This is a genomic window from Pelotomaculum propionicicum (assembly GCF_048984525.1).
In the GTDB taxonomy this organism is placed as follows: Bacteria; Bacillota; Desulfotomaculia; order Desulfotomaculales; family Pelotomaculaceae; genus Syntrophopropionicum; species Syntrophopropionicum propionicicum_A.
This window is the reverse complement of record NZ_JBMGJC010000014.1, coordinates 1-15,869: the sequence shown is the minus strand read 5'-3', so window position 1 is coordinate 15,869 and position 15,869 is coordinate 1. Positions and strand designations below refer to the sequence as shown.

The window sequence follows — 15,869 nt, the reverse complement described above, 5'->3', positions numbered from 1 at the left end:
ATCTTTGTATTTTCACTTTTGATTGCTACACTTTAATATTGGGATACCCATCCGTTAATATTTTTGGGGTACCCCTAACTCGCAAATAAAATGTAACCGATTTATGCCATTCTTAATTAGTGTTACATAATGTATATTTTTGTCGAATCATTTATAAAATACAATAACCGCCATTTAGCGGTTATTTTACATATATCTAATATTAAATACATTTTCTGCTAATATATAAAATATCCTTCTATGAAATATAATTTTTTTCTGTGCACTGCTGCCTCTACTAATAAAAAATTAATGCGGTGTCGGTGAAATCTGATAAGGAACATCTGCAGCTGGCGATAAGTTTTATAGAAAGTCAAATAAAAAACAAAAAAGAAAAACACAATAATACCCCAGTAAAGGCACCAGGCTGGCCACCTACGCCGCCAGGTGCATTGAAAATGAGATACTGATGCACCTGCGCTTCATGAAAAAGGTCAGGGCGGAGGTATCGCTTTACGACCCGATCGGAGTCGACAAGGAAGGCAACGAGATCACCCTCATCGACGTGCTGGGCACCCACTCGGAAGTGGTGTCCGAAATAGTGGAAAACAGCTTCGAAAGGAAGCGGCTCAAGGAAAAGGTGCTGCACCTTTCCCGCCGCGAAAAAAAAGTGCTTGAACTCAGGTTCGGCCTGGAGGACGGTGACCGCAAGACTCAGCGGGAGATAGCCCGCAGCCTCGGCATATCGCGCTCATATGTGTCGCGCATAGAGAAAAGGGCGATCAGCAAGCTCGCCCGGGAATTTACGATGGAAGGCTGCCAGTAGGCAGCCTTCCTGGTTTTTAAGAGACGTTTCCTTTATCTTTAAACGACCGTCCTATTATGGATAGTCGTTTTGTTATGCATGAAAAATCCGTTCCTTCCGGCTTTTTTAAAACTCATTAATCTTGCGCCACATACGATCTTTTAAAATAACGATTAATACAACAACTCCAAGTACCGCATAAACAGTAAGCTTGATGCGCGGCAGATAGTCGAGAGTGGCGTTCATTGAAGCATGCAGCAGCAGTACAGGGAGAAGACTTTTCCCTTTTGTCCGGTTATACAACCAGGTAAAAAGGATAGCCAGAGGAATATCTCCCAGCCGGACCCAGAACATGTACCAGGACTCGCTCCTCAGGTTCACAAAAAAGAAAATCCAATGAAAGGCTCCCCAAAAAAAACCCAATATAAGACTTGCAACAAGAGGACTGAACCGTTGCTGCAAACGGGGTAAGGCAAAACCACGCCAACCGGCTTCTTCACCTAATGAGCCATTGAAAAACAAAGCCCAAACAAAAGAAACCGGTATTGTCAGGTATAAAGGCACATCTGGCCTTAAAGGCATTGCCGGCGAGGATAAGCCCAATGATTCACCGATGAAATTGCCGGCTAGTGTAATAGCCGGCCATAATCCGATGGCAATTATAATCCATATCAGAGGCACCCTCCAATTAAGATAAGGCCGTAACAAAGAGCGCATACCCTCATTACTTGAAAAAGCGCTGGCTATTACAAAAGCTGCAAGTGAAACCAAAAGAAAATCCCCCGGCAACACATTCCAATCTAAATTGTGGTTCCACCATATACGGCTGATCCAGCGGACAAAACCGGCAATTACTAATACCAGGAAGAATGTGCATAACCAAACGCCACGTCTAAATTCCGATCGTTTATTATTCATCGCTGCTGAGATAATTATCGCTGATATAGTGGGGCCAAAACCTGCTATTAAACCAAATGTATAGTCGTCAAGGCCCAATAAGCCGACCATGAGGTAAACCCCCAGCCAAGTAAAAGCAATAGAAAAAATAAAAAATGCAACAAGGGGCCTTTGTCTTATTATTTGGGCTATGCCTCTACTCGAATCTGACATGCTGTTTCTATCCCTCCCTAATTAATTAATTGGAATTCATCCCTACGCCCCCTAAAAAAGCTAAATAGATTCCTCTATTACTTTTATTCGTGGCATTGGTATCAGCTCTCACAATTTTTAGCTATATTTTACCATGTATGACATAAGAAGCAAGTGAATTGTCACAGTGCTTCCACTTCTGAAAAAAAGGAAGCAGGAGAACCGTCCCCATGCTTCCTGGTTTATATTTTGTCGAACATTTATTCGTTTTCAATCTATTCATAATGGCAAACCTAATCTATAATTAAAGTAACCAATTCTTGAGAGGCCGGCGAAATGGAAAAACTGCTGGAAAAGATAAAGTCACACCCCTCTTACCGGGGCCAGATCGTCCACACCGAAAACCTGCCCTGCCAGGATCCCGTGTTCGGCGAACCATGCCGCGACATCCACCCGTTAATCGAAAAAGCGCTGCACCAGCGGGGTATAAGCCAGCTGTATTCCCACCAGGTTGAAGCGATTAAAGAAGTGCGCCGGGGAAACAGCATCGTGGTGGTCACCCCTACCGCCTCCGGCAAAAGCATGTGCTACAATATCCCGGTTTTAGATTCCCTTTTAAAACATGAAAAACAGACTGCCCTTTACCTTTTCCCCACTAAATCCCTGAGCCAGGACCAGCTCAACACGCTGCGGGAATTCCACCTGCCGATAAAAGACGGGGTCTATGACGGCGACACACCTGACGCCCGTAAGGCTGACTTAAGGGACAACGCCAGGATCATTATCACCAACCCTGATATGCTGCACCAGGGCATCCTGCCAAACCACCTGAAATGGAACAGCTTTATCTCAAACCTGAAATTCGTGGTCATAGACGAGCTCCATAACTACCGGGGAGTATTCGGGACCCACGTGTCACACGTGATCAGGCGCCTGCGCAGGTTGTGCCGGCACTACGGCTCGGACCCCGCTTTCATCCTGTGCTCCGCCACCATAGCCAACCCCGGGGAGCATGCCTCAAGGCTGACAGGCAAAAAGGTAACTCTGATAGACAATAACGGGGCCCCCAGGGGAAAGGTTAAATTTGTGCTGTGGCGGCCGCCGTTCCATACCCCTTATATCCAGGAGGTCGCCTGGCTGCTTTCGCTATGCCTGACCAACCGGTACAGGTCTATCACCTTCTCCAGGGCGCGCCAGGTCACCGAGCGGATCCTGCGTTTTACCCGGCAAAGCCTGCGGGATGAAAAATCCGCCGAAAAAGTGACGGCTTACCGCGGCGGGTACCTGGCCACAGAGCGAAGGGCCATTGAGCACGCTCTTTTCAGCGGCTCCCTGCTGGGGGTGGTTTCGACCAACGCCCTGGAACTGGGCATAAACGTGGGCGACCTGGAGGTCTGCATTATCGCCGGCTTTCCGGGCACCATCGCCTCCACCTGGCAGCAGGCCGGGCGGGTAGGCCGGGGCAGCAAAGAATCTTTAGTAATATTCATAGCGGTGGAAAACCCGCTGGACCAATATTTTGTACGCAATACAAAGGCTCTCTTCGCGCGGCCTGCCGAACAGGCTTTAATAGACCCGGACAACCCTTATATCCTGATCGGGCACGCCCTCTGCGCAGCCCATGAAATGCCTGTCACCCCGTATGACTGTTCACTCTGGGAAGATAATTTCGCCGACCTGCTCACCATTCTGGAAGAGGACGGCAAGGTCATTCACTCCGGGGGATCATTCTATTACAACGGGCAGAGCTACCCGGCTGAAAAGGTTAATGTCAGGTCCAGTTCCTCTTCCCTGTTTCACCTCAGGGACACCGGCAGCGGGAACCGCCTCATTGAAGTCCTTGATGAGAACGCGGCCATGTCCGAGGTTTACCCCGGCGCGGTTTATACCCACCAGGGCGACACCTTTGTGGTAAAAGACCTCGATGTTGATACTGGCACCGCTTTTCTGGAACAAAGGGAAGTGGACTACTACACCATGTGCGGGCGCGAGAAGTCGACTGAAATCCTGGCAGTTGACCGCAGTAAAGATTTTTTTGGCCACAAACTTTTTACCGGGCAGCTCAAAGTTACAACCAGGGTCACAGGTTATATCAAGAAACACGAACGGACCGGTGAAGTCGTGGGCGGCGGCAAGCTTGAACTGCCGGAAAGGGTTTTGGAAACGACGGGGATGTGGGTGCTGGTAAACGCCCAGGCTGCCACGGCGACCAGGGCGTATGGCCTGAACCTGATGGGCGGCCTGCACGCCGTCGAGCATGCCGCTATCGGGCTGCTGCCGCTTTTCGCCATGTGCGACCGGAACGATTTGGGCGGGCTCTCCACCGTTTTCCACCCGCAGACGGAAGGCCCGACGATTTTTATCCACGATACCTGCCACGGGGGGGTGGGTTTCAGCGAAAAGGGTTATGACGAGGTGACCAGGCTGTTCGAGGCCACCTTGGACGCCATCTCGTCCTGTGAGTGCGAGGCGGGCTGCCCGGCCTGCATATACTCCCCTAAATGCTCCAACTACAACCGCCCGCTGGATAAAGAAGCCGCCGTGTGCATATTGCACATGCTCCTCGGCAGGGCCTACACTCCTCCCCCCACAGCCGGTGAGCAAAAGCAAAAGCGCGAGCACCTGAAAAAAGCGCTCCGCTCGCTCCGTTAGGGAAGTGATTATTGATGAGCCTGTTTCAAAGGTTAAACGGCATTAAAGGGCGCGAGACGATCCAACCCAGGGACACCAGGCCCAAAGAACCGGTCGTCCTCCCTGACGCCCGGGAAATATCCTCAAAATTCGGCAGGTGTCTGCTGCTTGAAGAAACACGTCAGGAGGACATCTGTTACCCGGACTGCGACCCCGCTTCCCTGCTTTTTGACCTTAAATTAATAAAGGGGATCGGGCCGGCAACGGAAACCAAACTCCAGGGCGAGGGTTATACCAGCATCCCGGATCTGCACAATCACCCGCGCTGGGGATACCATGCCCGGCAGATAGCAAACCTGGTGGAAAAACGCCATATAAACGAGCTGAGATCGCTGGGCGCCAGGGACCACCATTTGCTTTCTTATTTTGACCCGGAAGACCTCCTTTTCCTGGATATTGAGACAACAGGCCTCTGGGCCAGCCAGCCTCTGTTCCTGATCGGGCTGCTGTACTGCAAAAACGGCCGGCTCCGCGTAAGCCAGTTCCTGGCCAGGCACTACCGGGAGGAAAAAGCGGTCCTGGCAGCGGCCAACGACTTGATCCAGGATTTCAAGGTTGTAGTGTCATTTAACGGAAAACGCTTTGACCTCCCGTACATTTACGGGCGCAGCATAGAGCACCGCCTGTTTTACAGCTACCCCCACCACCAGGTCGACCTGCTCCACCACGCCAGAAGGCGCTACAGGGGTTCTCTCCCCGACTGCAGGCTGGTAACCCTGGAAGAGCACTTGCTCGACCTGCGCCGCGAAGATGATATTCCCGGCTACCTAATTCCCGCCACCTACCACCGCTTTGCCCAAAAACAAGAAGCCGGCCTGATCCAGCCGGTCATCGAACACAACAAACTGGATTTGCTGGCCATGGCCAAACTTCTAGGGTCACTTGTCGCGCATACATAAGGCGCATAAAGAACAGAAGCATGGGGACGGTTATCCTGCTTCCCCCTTTATTTTTCATTTATCGACATAATCTCTTAAAGGAAAAGCGCCGGCAGATATGGTAATAGAAGGTTGTAATAATTTAGAATTTATTCATTTTTAAGGAGTTATAAAGTTGGCACTTATTACAATTGAAGAAAGGACGAGGAAAACCGGACTGGATTTTATCGAATATATACCCTGGGGAAGTCATATTTGTACTTTCTATCAGACTAAAGAAGATCTGTTCGAAATTCTGGTTCCCTACTTCAAAGCAGGCTTAGATAATAACGAGTTTTGTTTATGGGTGACTTCGGAAGTTTTAAATGTACAGGAAGCCGAGGAAGCAATGAGAAATTTTATCCCTGATTTTGAGATTTACTTGAACCGGGGACAGATGAAGATCCTTCCATACACTGAGCACTATTATAAAAACAGTATCTTTAGTGTTGAGGAAATTCTAAGTTCTTGGGTAGTATCGTTTAATGAAGCCTTATCCAACGGTTATGACGGGTTAAGGGTTACAGGCAATACCAGTTGGATTGATAAAGGGCTGTGGAATGATTTTATCGATTACGAAGCCAGATTTAACGATGTTATTGATGGGTTAAATATAAATGCAATTTGTACCTACCTTATTGATAAATGTAACATCCAGGAAATTATTGAAGTTGTCGTCAACCATAAATACACTTTTATTAAGAGAGATAACAAGTGGCAAGCAATGCATGGTTTTGAGCTTAATAAAACAGAAGAAAAATTAAAAATTTCCAACAATATAATTACCAATATTCTAGAAAGCATTACTGACGCTTTTTTCGTATTAGATAAAAAATGGTGTGCTATTTACTTAAACAAGGAAGCAGAACTCTTTACCAAAAAAAACTTGGGGGTTAATAGAGAAGAGCTGTCAGGCAAGAACTTCTGGGAAACGCTTCCTGAACTGGTTGATACAAAATTATACCGTGAATTTCAAAGAGCTGTTCAGGAACAAGTGAGTGTACATTTTGAGCATCTCTCAGTTTATGGAAAGATGTGGGTTTATATTAGTGCCTATCCTTCTAAAAATGGCTTGTTTGTTTATTTTAAGGATATGACTGAACAAAAAATGATCCAAGAGGAAATGGCACGTTTGGACAGGCTTAACCTCATCGGGGAAATGGCTGCTGGTATAGGCCACGAGGTCAGAAACCCCATGACAACAATAAAGGGTTTTCTGCAGCTTCTTAGCGAAAAAGACAGATACCTTCAGGATAGAGAATTCCTTGATCTTATGATAGATGAGCTGGACAGGGCCAACTCCATCATCTCTGAATTCCTGTCATTAGCGAAAAATAAGAATGTGGATATAAAGAAAAGGAACCTTAATAAGATCCTGAATTCCATACTGCCTTTAATACAGGCAGATGGCCAGGTAAAAGATAAATATATTAATCTTGAAACACAGGTTGTATCAGATTTACTGCTCGATGAGAAGGAAATTCGCCAGTTAGTTTTAAACCTTGTCCGGAACGGCCTGGAAGCTATGTCCCCGGGAGGAAAAATGGAAATACGGACATATTCGGAAGAAGATGAAGTAGTATTAACTGTAAAGGATAGCGGGAAAGGCATCGAACCTGAGATTTTAGAAAAAATCGGTATACCCTTCTATACCACCAAGGAAAACGGAACCGGCCTGGGGCTGGCTGTATGTTACAGTATTGCATCAAGACACAACGCAAAAATTGATATCAAGACTGGGACCGAAGGTACTACCTTCTCTGTCAGATTCAAGAAAACAATATAGTGATGTCACAACTTACCCTGAATACCGTGGCTATAAACTGGAGGAGCTGTACAGCCTTATTGTGGAATGAATTTATAGGACTTTATTCCTATTTTTTTTTAAAATTTGATTTTTTTATTTTCTAAAAAAGGGGAATAACCGTAAAATGTCGAATAAGCCAGGAAATTGAATTAGAAGGCCTGGTTTAAAAAACAATGACAGAAGATAAATGCAGTAAAAAGAAGTCGTGGTCCATACCGCAGCTAAACGAAATCAAACTAAAAATGACTGAATCCGGAGGATGCGGATACGGTGGTGGCGGCGGTTGCAGTTTCGGTGACGGCAGCGGTGGCGGCGCCGGTTTCGCTGGCGGCGGCAGTATAGTTGGCGGCAGCGGTTTCGCAACTGTCAGCGGTTTACTTAGCGTTAGCTGATCTTAGCGCTGAGGCTAGCATTACTTAAGAATAACTATGACTTGGCTTATGAAGGCTGCGAGTAAATAAACGGCAGCCTTCATTTTATCTCTGGTTATCTAAAATAAACCTGGCTTATTTATGTTAACAACCCATCCTGCCTTTTCTTTTATCCCAAATGTACACGATTGTGATTAATACAAAGGCAGCAAATGAGTCTATAATCACATCCTGTAGCAATCCAGTACGTCCGGGCACTTGCAATTGGTGCCATTCATCAGCCAGCCCGCAAAAAGTAGTAAAGACCCAGGCTGCGGGGTATTTCCAGCGCCAATTGCCTATGGCCTTTAAAGCCAAATAAGCCAGCAGGGAAAAAGTGACGGCATGGGCAAGCTTGCGGGCAATAAAGTCTATCACTGAAGTTGCAGTCTTAGATAACCCCAGTAGCGAGATAATCTTTAAGCTGTGTTCATCGTTAAATACTGGCTGTTCAGTAAAAATAAATATGGCCACACACCATAGCAGTAGTATGGCCAACCATAATATCTTTTTTTTCATCAGCTCACCCCGAAATACAATAGTATCTTATTCTGCTATTTCCTGTACATTATAAACATTGAGGTTTATTTGTAAAGAAAGAGTACGATCCCGGACAAAAATCCATAAAAGTCTGGTTCAGCACTTGTAAAATTCCTTGTACCACGCCACAAACTTATCAATACCCTCACCAATGCCAGTACTGGGCTTGAAGCCTACATCTTCCACCAGGTCCGTCACATCTGCATAGGTCTGATAAACATCACCCGGCTGCATGGGGTAAAACTCCATTACAGCCTCTTTACCTACCGCTTTTTCAATCACGGCAATAAAATCCAGCAGTTTTTCCGGCCTGTTGTTACCGATGTTATATATCTTATACGGCACACCCTGCGTATCCAGCACTGGGGAGTTTTCGATTAAAGGCAGTACACCGCTTACGACATCATCGACATAGGTGAAATCCCTGTACATATCGCCGTTGTTGAATACCCGGATCGGCTTATTATCCATAATCGCTTTTGTAAACGAAAAATAAGCCATGTCCGGCCTGCCGTAAGGCCCGTAGACAGTAAAAAACCTCAGCCCGGTCATTGGTATTTGGTACAAGTGACTGTATGTATAAGCCATCAGCTCATTGGATTTTTTAGTGGCCGCGTAGAGGCTGACCGGGTGATCCACCCTGTCTTCAATGGCAAAAGGCACCTTGTCGTTGGCCCCGTAGACCGAGCTGGAAGAAGCGTACAGCAGGTGCTGAACAGGATGGTTCCTGCAGTTTTCAAGGATATTAAAAAAACCTACTATATTAGACTGGATGTAAACCTCCGGATTTTCAATGCTGTAGCGCACACCGGCTTGGGCGGCCAGGTTTATCACCACATCAATGCGGTTTTCACTGAACAGGTCTTCCAAAGAACTTTTTTCGGCCAGGTCCATTTGGAAAAAGGTGAACCTTACATGCTTTTTTAAGACGTCCAATCTAGCAGATTTTAACCGGACATCATAATAATCATTCATATTATCAAGGCCGATAACAGTACAGCCAAGCTCTAAAAGCTTTTTAGACAGGTGCATACCAATAAAACCGGCCGCGCCTGTCACCAAATAAATCTTTTGATCATCAACCGGTTTCAGCCGCGTCATCATACACCTACACCATAATATTTAAAGCCCTTTTCGACCATGGTCTTTTTATCATATATGTTTCTTAAATCGAACAAATACTCACCGGCGCTAATTTCCTTAAACTTATCAAAATTCAGGTTCCTGAATTCATTCCATTCCGTAAGGATAACTGTGGCATCAGTGTTTCTTAAGGCTTCATAGGCATCAGCACACCAGGTGATGCTGTCTTTAATATTGGAAAAACGCCAGCTGCCCTCTTTCTGTCCGGCAGGATCGTATACTTTCAACCTGGCGCCGCGCCTGGCCAGTTCCGGAAGGATAACCAGTGACGGCGCATCTCTGAGGTCGTCTGTATTTGGCTTGAAGGTGACGCCGAGAACAGCAATGCTTTTATTATTAAGCTCACCTAAAGCGTCAGCGATTTTATGTACCATCTTAATTTTCTGTCGTTCATTTGCCGCCACTGTTGCTTCCACCAGGGACATGGACTCTCCACAATCCCGGGCAATTTTCATTAAAGCCCTGGTATCTTTGGGAAAACAGCTTCCACCATATCCGGGTCCCGCGTGCAGGAACTTCGGCGCAATACGGCCGTCCCGCCCCATCGCTTTGGCTACTTTCTGAACATCCGCCCCGACCTTTTCACACACGTTAGCCACTTCGTTGATAAACGTGATTTTCATGGCCAGAAAAGCGTTTGAAGCATATTTGATCATCTCAGCGGTTTCAAGGTTGGTTTCGACAAAAGGAGTTTCGTTGATATAAAGTACCCTGTAGACATCCCTCATTGTGTTGAGTGCCTTCTCGCTTTCAGCGCCCAGGATAACCCGGTCAGGGTGCATAAAGTCGTGTACGGCAGAACCTTCGCGTAGAAATTCAGGATTGGAAACGACATCAAAATCATATTCAAAACCGCGTTCATAAAGTATTCTCTGCATCGCTTCTTTGACCTTTTGTCCGGTGCCCACAGGTACGGTGGACTTATTTACAATCACCTTGTAACTGTTCATATAGGCGGCAATGTCCGTTGCCGCAGAGATGACATACTGCAAATCAGCTCTGCCGTCCTCCGCCGGTGGAGTTCCCACAGCTATGAAGATAACATCGTTGTTTTCAACTGATGACCGAATGTCGGTTGTAAAATCAAGGCGTTTATAATAGAAGTTATTCTTGACTATCCTCTCAAGTCCCGGTTCAAATATAGGAATTATTCCTTCTTTAAGCCCTTTGATCTTATTCTCATCAACATCAACACACGTTACCGTATGGCCGAAATCTGATAAGACCGCGCCGGACACAAGGCCGACATAGCCAGTGCCAATTACTGCTATTTGAGACATTATGATCACATCCTGTATATTATTGTACAGTTTCTATTATGTTACTACGCCATCCTGCCTTAAAAACCTGCTGAAGATGAGGCTGCGGATCAGCATGCGCAGGCTGTTATCACCTGCTGCCGCATCCCCCAGCGTATCGTATTTCTTTAGCTCAAGTTGGATTTTATCTATATCAAGGTATTCCCGCTCAGCAGCCAGCACGCCTATTTTTGATATTTCATCCTTAATTTCCGGCCATTGGGGCTCCAGCCTCTGGGCCCAGTCGGCAGCCTGTACCCCATGAACTGTTTCGTTTAAGCGCACCTTGTCCGGTAAAATGCCGGCCATGGCCCGCCTGATTAAATACCGCTCCCTGCCGCCCCGCACATATTGGTCTTCCGGCACACTGAGGCAGAACTCTATTACCCTCCTGTCCATTGTGGGATCGCGTTCGAGCACCCGGTGGGCCATCCCCAGTTTGGCAGCAATTACACCCAAATGGCTGAATGTTTCCGGGCTGAGCAGCGTTTGGCGCGTTTCCCAGGAGTCGAATAGACGAAGCGGATTATATCGCAGCTGGCGAAACCTTTCCGCAACAGCGCTGCGGCCAGCAAAAGCGGGGTTGATTGGCGACAGGCTGTGTATTTTGAACTGGCGTTCATCAGAAGCATGGTATAGGCCCCTGAATATCCTGTACATAGCCCTCAGCGGGCTGGGCTGACTACCGGCATCAGGCCAGCTCTGACGGAAGAGCCGGAGCCACCTCCCAGACCGGTAAAGCGACAGCAAATAGGCGTTGAGTTCGCCCCAGGAGATTGTGGCATTACCGGCGCCCCCCATTAAAACGACACCCAGGTCAAGCTCCTGTGCCCTGGCCAGGATATCGTCAAGCCAGAACAAGTTTTCCAGAATTTTATAAGGTTGCTCCAATATGTTCAGCAGCCGGCCGGTACCGCTGAGCGGGTGCTTGCCCTCCGAGCGGCAGTATACTACATCCATACTGCCGCTGTGCTCCTTGACCGCTTCAATATAGGGAGTTTCATCAGCCAGCATGTCGGCTCTCACCCAGTCCCTGTAGCTGGACATCGGCACCGAGCTGAAGGCCAGGAGCCGCCTGCCGCTCTTTTCCAGTTCCCGGGCTGCCAGGCAGGCTACCGAGGTAGAATCAAGGCCGCCGCTCATCATCACCCCGACCCCCCGCGTGCTTCGCAACCGGCAGCGCACCGCATCACCCAGTACTTCCCGGAAAGCCTCTTCGTATTCGGCATCTGAATGCAATTTCAGCTCAGGCTGACGTTCAACCTGCCAGTACTGCTGTTTCCTGGTTCCCGCAGGCCCCACTGTCAATGTGTACCCGGCAGGCAACAGGTAAATACCCTCATATAAAGTGATTTCAGGATCCAGTTGGTGCATTACGGTAGGAATGGCCAGGAAATCAGCAACCCAGGTCTCGTTGTATTTTTTCTCAATTTCCGGCAGGATAAAAAGCGGCTTGATCATGGTGGAAAAAGCAAAGAGGCCACCTGAAAAATAATAATAAAAAACCCTTGTCCCGGTGGGATCCACGGCGCAGAACATTTCCCGGCGCCCTTCGTCCCAGATAACAAAGGCATAGTCTCCCAAAATATAGTTTGTACAGGCCTGGCCCCATTTCTGAAAGGCCAGCATAATTAACATGCTGTCAGTTATTTTATCCAGCTGGGCATGCTCAATTTTCAGCTTATCACAGAGTTCAGCCCGGTTGTCGATGATAGCGTCCGCGGTAATAGTTAAACCAGCCTGTGCATCATGATATGGAAGGGTTTCCCCCACCGATTCAGGCGTGATATGTACAGCATGGCAGCCCAAAAAAACAGAGCCGCGGCGCCAAAAACTCACCGCGTCCGCGCAATAGATATTAAATTCACACAACATAGCCGCGCCTTTTTCAGGTGCAGCTGGTCTGCCATTACAATGATAAAAGCCGCATATAGCACTCATATTTTATCAATACGAATCAACAGGATAAAAACATTATATGCTTATGATACAGGAGGGGTATCTGAACCACCTGCCGGACCTTGACCTATTCCAATTCCATCATTTCCGCTATAAGGTTTTTGTTTTTCTGTCATTTTGATATTTATCTCGTTTACTTGCGGCATGGACCAAGACAGTTTTACTTCTTTTTCTTTATCTAACATCTGCTCTAGTCCCTCCTTTAACAAACTTAATATTCTTAAGTATATAAATTATACTGGTAAAGCCAGATAATGACAAGTCCCAATTTTTAATATTTAAAAAGCTCCAGGGTTGTATAAATTTAACCGGAGCTTTCTAGTCTTTAGCTTTCTACACATAAATTCTTAAAACTCTCTGTTGAAATATGCACACATGTCCAGTTTTGACTACAGTTCTGAATCCTTGCTCACCGGAAGTTTTGCCAGTTCCGGAATCGGCTCAATACCAACGATCCTATTATTTTCAAAGTTAACAGACGCTGCAATGTCCGTGAATGCTCTATTGCCAGATATGATAGTTACCAATCCAGGCACATTAATATTATTATTACTGAAATCAACCCTGGTCTTATCTCCGCTCCCTGCCTCATAACATAATAAAGAAGACTTTTTTGTACCTATTGCCTGACCAAAAGGCTCATTTCCGCATGTAATAGTATTATTTGTAAATATTAAATCCCTCGGAATAAACTCACCGGATTTATCTTTCATTTCACCAACATAAGCAAAATTCTGCGTATTTATACTGTGTTCGATGGTATCCGTTAATATTTTGTTTCTATTAAATTTGTATAACTCTTTAAACTTTTCACCATATCTTGTAAAACTAAGTATATACATATCAAAATCATTATCTTCAATAATTATGCGGTCTATACCACCCTGCCAGGTATTTATTTCTTTCCTTAATAAGAACCTATCCTTGCCAAACCTGTCGGCATAATCAGGCTCCACAATGTAAGTATTATTTCTATAAATCCTTTCTGTCTTCTCACCGGCAACTTCGGGGGCATACTTTGACTTCATAATATCCACATACTCAATACTGGGGGTAAAATTTACAATATTTCTCCAAGTATTGTTTTCATATAGCAACTTGGTAACACTGAAATAATTATCATATACATAAGTATCAGGTGCATCTGAAGTATGAAAACCTGCAAATATATTACCCCTGCACTCAACACTGAACCCCTCTATTACTGCAAAACAATAATAATATCCTTTCTTACCGCCATTTTTAGTAATTGCATCGTAATCGTCCGTACATATAACTTCGTTGTTTTCTATAACAGCATTAGAATTTTCTATCAAATATTGCACCGATAGATTGTCGTTATTTATACTGTTATCATAAAACACATAAGAGAAATTTGTTACTTTATTGTCTCTGATATAAGCTGATTTTACCGGGGTATCTACTGCTCTTATTACGGTCAAGGATCCCTCGCTGTTGTAAACATCATGAAACTCATTATTTTCCACAGTTAAATTTTCTATATAGCATAGAGTAGAAATAAAATCAAAATTTATTGGAATATCTGATGTAATCAACCGGATATTACCAGTTATATAATTATTTCTAAATGTTATATTATTAACAAAAGGCGCAGTCATACTGATTAAATAAGAGCATCTACTTGTTGGACATTCAATAGAAATATTTTCTATAAGCGCTTTGCCCTTGACATCAAAAAATTCTCCTCCTTTTAGGATTAGCTTACTTATATCAGATGATTTGCCGCTCAAAAACAAGCTTGCATCAACTACATTTTCAATAGAGTTTGCACTATATGGTGATTGCAGGTAATATGTGCCATAAACATTAATTTTTATCCCCTTTTTTACCTCAGCAAGTAGTATATTGTAATTATACAACCCCTTTGCTTCATCATCGGGGACCATGCCTAAATCATCACACGATACACCTTCCGCAGAGTTATCAACTTTTTGAACGGCAACTGCATCATTCAAGTCGCTAGCGTCTTTTTTAGGCATGTCAGACCTAGCATTGGATCCTTCAGCAGATGTCTTGACCTTTTCCTTATCTTTGCCGGTGTTGTTCAGGTTTTTGGAGGCTTCCGACCTATCGGGTTTATCACCGACCAGAAACCGATCCGACACACTGCCGATTGGCAGACCTGGCACGGAGGCGGCAGTCTGACGCGGTGAAAAGAAAAACAGGGCAAGCATCAGGGAAATTAAAACAATATAAGATATTCTACGAAATGCTAACATTTGATGATACCCCTATTAATAAAAAAATCCACCCGCCAGCAGCGAGTGGTTATACTCAAACTTGCAACTGGCTGACATAGCGGTTAATCACCGCCTTAGTCCCTATAGCTTTGCGCCGTCACTTTTCAGTGATTTTGCCCATTAAACATAATTTTTATTGTAAAAAAATAACCACCCGCCAGTCGGGTGGTTACTCAGTCTATAAAAAATAAATAAACTTGAACCCGGCAACTGGCTGACATAGCGATTGTTTCGCTTTAGTCCCTATAGCTTTGCGCCGCCACCTTTCGATGACTTTGCCTTTTTCAATTGTACAAGTTATGTTAAGTAAAATTATATATGTTATAAAATTACAGGTCAAGTTTTAGCTTTTAAAATCATATACTACTTTAGTATAAACTTTTTAGGACTTATTTACCATATTAACTGATATTATACAAGAATGTCATAATCTGCTCCGTTTATCCCCAATATATATGATTATAATTAATATTAATGCAGCTGCTGAATCAATAACTACATCACTGAGCGAAGCAGTACGTCCGGGCACACGAAGCTGGTGCAATTCATCCGACAGCCCGCATAAGGTGGTAAAGACCCATGCCGCGGGGTATTTCCAGCGCCAATTTTCCATGACCTTTAAAGCCAAATATGACAGCAAAGAAAAAATGACGGCATGGGCTAGCTTACGGGCAATAAAGTCTATAGTTTCAGTAACTGTATAAGATAGGCCCAGAAGAGAAAACATCCTATAGGTGTATTCATCATTAAATACAGTCTGCTGGGTAAAATTATATATGGCCATACACCAGAGCAGTAATACAGCCAGCCAAATCATCTTCGTTTTCAATAAACCACCCAAAGTGAACTGACCCCAAAAAGCTAGACAAAATTTTATCAGGCGATTTTTAGAGAATGGGTTCTGTATTTAACAGGACTCATTCCTTTTAATTTGATCTTAATTCTACGGTTATTGTAGTAATCCAAATAA

Annotated in this window: 13 protein-coding genes, 1 pseudogene and 2 riboswitches; of the genes and pseudogenes, 5 read left to right on the top strand and 9 right to left on the bottom strand. The window is 45.1% G+C overall.

The annotated features are described in order from the left end of the window. Positions 1–388: 388 nt before the first annotated feature. Positions 389–805 (top strand): annotated as a pseudogene (locus tag ACOBQJ_RS14370) (sigma-70 family RNA polymerase sigma factor); the annotation flags it as partial. A gap of 105 nt (positions 806–910) precedes the next feature. On the opposite strand, the gene ACOBQJ_RS14365 reads toward ACOBQJ_RS14370, so the two are convergent. Then, a complete protein-coding gene (locus ACOBQJ_RS14365; RefSeq protein WP_421072461.1) occupies positions 911–1,894 on the bottom strand; it encodes a CPBP family intramembrane glutamic endopeptidase in 984 nt (327 codons plus the stop codon). Between the two features lie 315 nt (positions 1,895–2,209). Here ACOBQJ_RS14365 and ACOBQJ_RS14360 point away from each other — a divergent pair, with 315 nt between their 5' ends. From ACOBQJ_RS14360 to ACOBQJ_RS14345, 4 genes are all read left to right on the top strand, one after another. Further along, entirely contained in the window at positions 2,210–4,525 is a 2,316-nt protein-coding gene (locus ACOBQJ_RS14360; RefSeq protein WP_421072460.1) for a DEAD/DEAH box helicase, read from the top strand. Between the two features lie 14 nt (positions 4,526–4,539). Next, positions 4,540–5,463 (top strand): ribonuclease H-like domain-containing protein, encoded by a 924-nt coding sequence (locus ACOBQJ_RS14355; protein WP_421072459.1) that lies wholly within the window; start codon positions 4,540–4,542, stop codon positions 5,461–5,463. A gap of 154 nt (positions 5,464–5,617) precedes the next feature. After that, a complete protein-coding gene (locus tag ACOBQJ_RS14350; protein ID WP_421072458.1) occupies positions 5,618–7,267 on the top strand; it encodes an MEDS domain-containing protein in 1,650 nt (549 codons plus the stop codon). Positions 7,268–7,461: 194 nt separating this feature from the next. Further along, on the top strand, positions 7,462–7,680 hold the full coding sequence (locus tag ACOBQJ_RS14345; RefSeq protein ID WP_421072457.1) for a hypothetical protein: 219 nt from the start codon (positions 7,462–7,464) through the stop codon (positions 7,678–7,680). 123 nt (positions 7,681–7,803) lie between these two features. Here the strand turns inward: ACOBQJ_RS14345 and ACOBQJ_RS14340 are convergent, their stop codons facing one another. The 8 genes from ACOBQJ_RS14340 to ACOBQJ_RS14305 all read right to left on the bottom strand — a co-directional run. After that, on the bottom strand, positions 7,804–8,217 hold the full coding sequence (locus ACOBQJ_RS14340) for a VanZ family protein (RefSeq protein ID WP_421072456.1): 414 nt from the start codon (positions 8,215–8,217) through the stop codon (positions 7,804–7,806). 117 nt (positions 8,218–8,334) lie between these two features. Then, the gene (locus ACOBQJ_RS14335; protein ID WP_421072455.1) at positions 8,335–9,342 is read right to left on the bottom strand and encodes an NAD-dependent epimerase; all 1,008 of its coding nucleotides are present in this window, start codon (positions 9,340–9,342) and stop codon (positions 8,335–8,337) included. Next, the gene (locus ACOBQJ_RS14330; protein ID WP_421072454.1) at positions 9,339–10,661 is read right to left on the bottom strand and encodes a UDP-glucose dehydrogenase family protein; all 1,323 of its coding nucleotides are present in this window, start codon (positions 10,659–10,661) and stop codon (positions 9,339–9,341) included. The genes ACOBQJ_RS14335 and ACOBQJ_RS14330 overlap by 4 nt, the downstream gene beginning before the upstream one ends. Before the next feature lie 36 nt (positions 10,662–10,697). Next, positions 10,698–12,554 (bottom strand): asparagine synthase-related protein, encoded by a 1,857-nt coding sequence (locus tag ACOBQJ_RS14325; RefSeq protein ID WP_421072453.1) that lies wholly within the window; start codon positions 12,552–12,554, stop codon positions 10,698–10,700. Positions 12,555–12,661: 107 nt separating this feature from the next. Then, positions 12,662–12,823 (bottom strand): hypothetical protein, encoded by a 162-nt coding sequence (locus tag ACOBQJ_RS14320; protein ID WP_421072452.1) that lies wholly within the window; start codon positions 12,821–12,823, stop codon positions 12,662–12,664. 204 nt (positions 12,824–13,027) lie between these two features. After that, a complete protein-coding gene (locus tag ACOBQJ_RS14315) occupies positions 13,028–14,878 on the bottom strand; it encodes a hypothetical protein (protein WP_421072451.1) in 1,851 nt (616 codons plus the stop codon). A 59-nt stretch (positions 14,879–14,937) separates the two neighbouring features. Next, a riboswitch (cyclic di-GMP riboswitch) is annotated at positions 14,938–15,027 on the bottom strand. A gap of 74 nt (positions 15,028–15,101) precedes the next feature. Then, positions 15,102–15,189, bottom strand: a riboswitch (cyclic di-GMP riboswitch). 134 nt (positions 15,190–15,323) lie between these two features. Continuing rightward, complete coding sequence (locus ACOBQJ_RS14310) at positions 15,324–15,728, bottom strand: VanZ family protein (protein WP_421072450.1); 405 nt, start codon at positions 15,726–15,728, stop codon at positions 15,324–15,326. Between the two features lie 47 nt (positions 15,729–15,775). Next, the coding region (locus ACOBQJ_RS14305; RefSeq protein ID WP_421071597.1) for an IS3 family transposase at positions 15,776–15,869 on the bottom strand (94 nt) is incomplete at its 5' end.

What these genes read in the sequence shown, in the direction of transcription:
- ACOBQJ_RS14365 (WP_421072461.1), bottom strand. Translation starts at nt 1,894, where the DNA reads ATGTCAGATTCGAGTAGAGGCATAGCCCAAATAATAAGACAAAGGCCC.
- ACOBQJ_RS14360 (WP_421072460.1), top strand. Translation starts at nt 2,210, where the DNA reads ATGGAAAAACTGCTGGAAAAGATAAAGTCACACCCCTCTTACCGGGGC.
- ACOBQJ_RS14345 (WP_421072457.1), top strand. Translation starts at nt 7,462, where the DNA reads ATGACAGAAGATAAATGCAGTAAAAAGAAGTCGTGGTCCATACCGCAG.
- ACOBQJ_RS14355 (WP_421072459.1), top strand. Translation starts at nt 4,540, where the DNA reads ATGAGCCTGTTTCAAAGGTTAAACGGCATTAAAGGGCGCGAGACGATC.
- ACOBQJ_RS14330 (WP_421072454.1), bottom strand. Translation starts at nt 10,661, where the DNA reads ATGTCTCAAATAGCAGTAATTGGCACTGGCTATGTCGGCCTTGTGTCC.
- ACOBQJ_RS14340 (WP_421072456.1), bottom strand. Translation starts at nt 8,217, where the DNA reads ATGAAAAAAAAGATATTATGGTTGGCCATACTACTGCTATGGTGTGTG.
- ACOBQJ_RS14315 (WP_421072451.1), bottom strand. Translation starts at nt 14,878, where the DNA reads ATGTTAGCATTTCGTAGAATATCTTATATTGTTTTAATTTCCCTGATG.
- ACOBQJ_RS14325 (WP_421072453.1), bottom strand. Translation starts at nt 12,554, where the DNA reads ATGTTGTGTGAATTTAATATCTATTGCGCGGACGCGGTGAGTTTTTGG.
- ACOBQJ_RS14320 (WP_421072452.1), bottom strand. Translation starts at nt 12,823, where the DNA reads ATGTTAGATAAAGAAAAAGAAGTAAAACTGTCTTGGTCCATGCCGCAA.
- ACOBQJ_RS14335 (WP_421072455.1), bottom strand. Translation starts at nt 9,342, where the DNA reads ATGATGACGCGGCTGAAACCGGTTGATGATCAAAAGATTTATTTGGTG.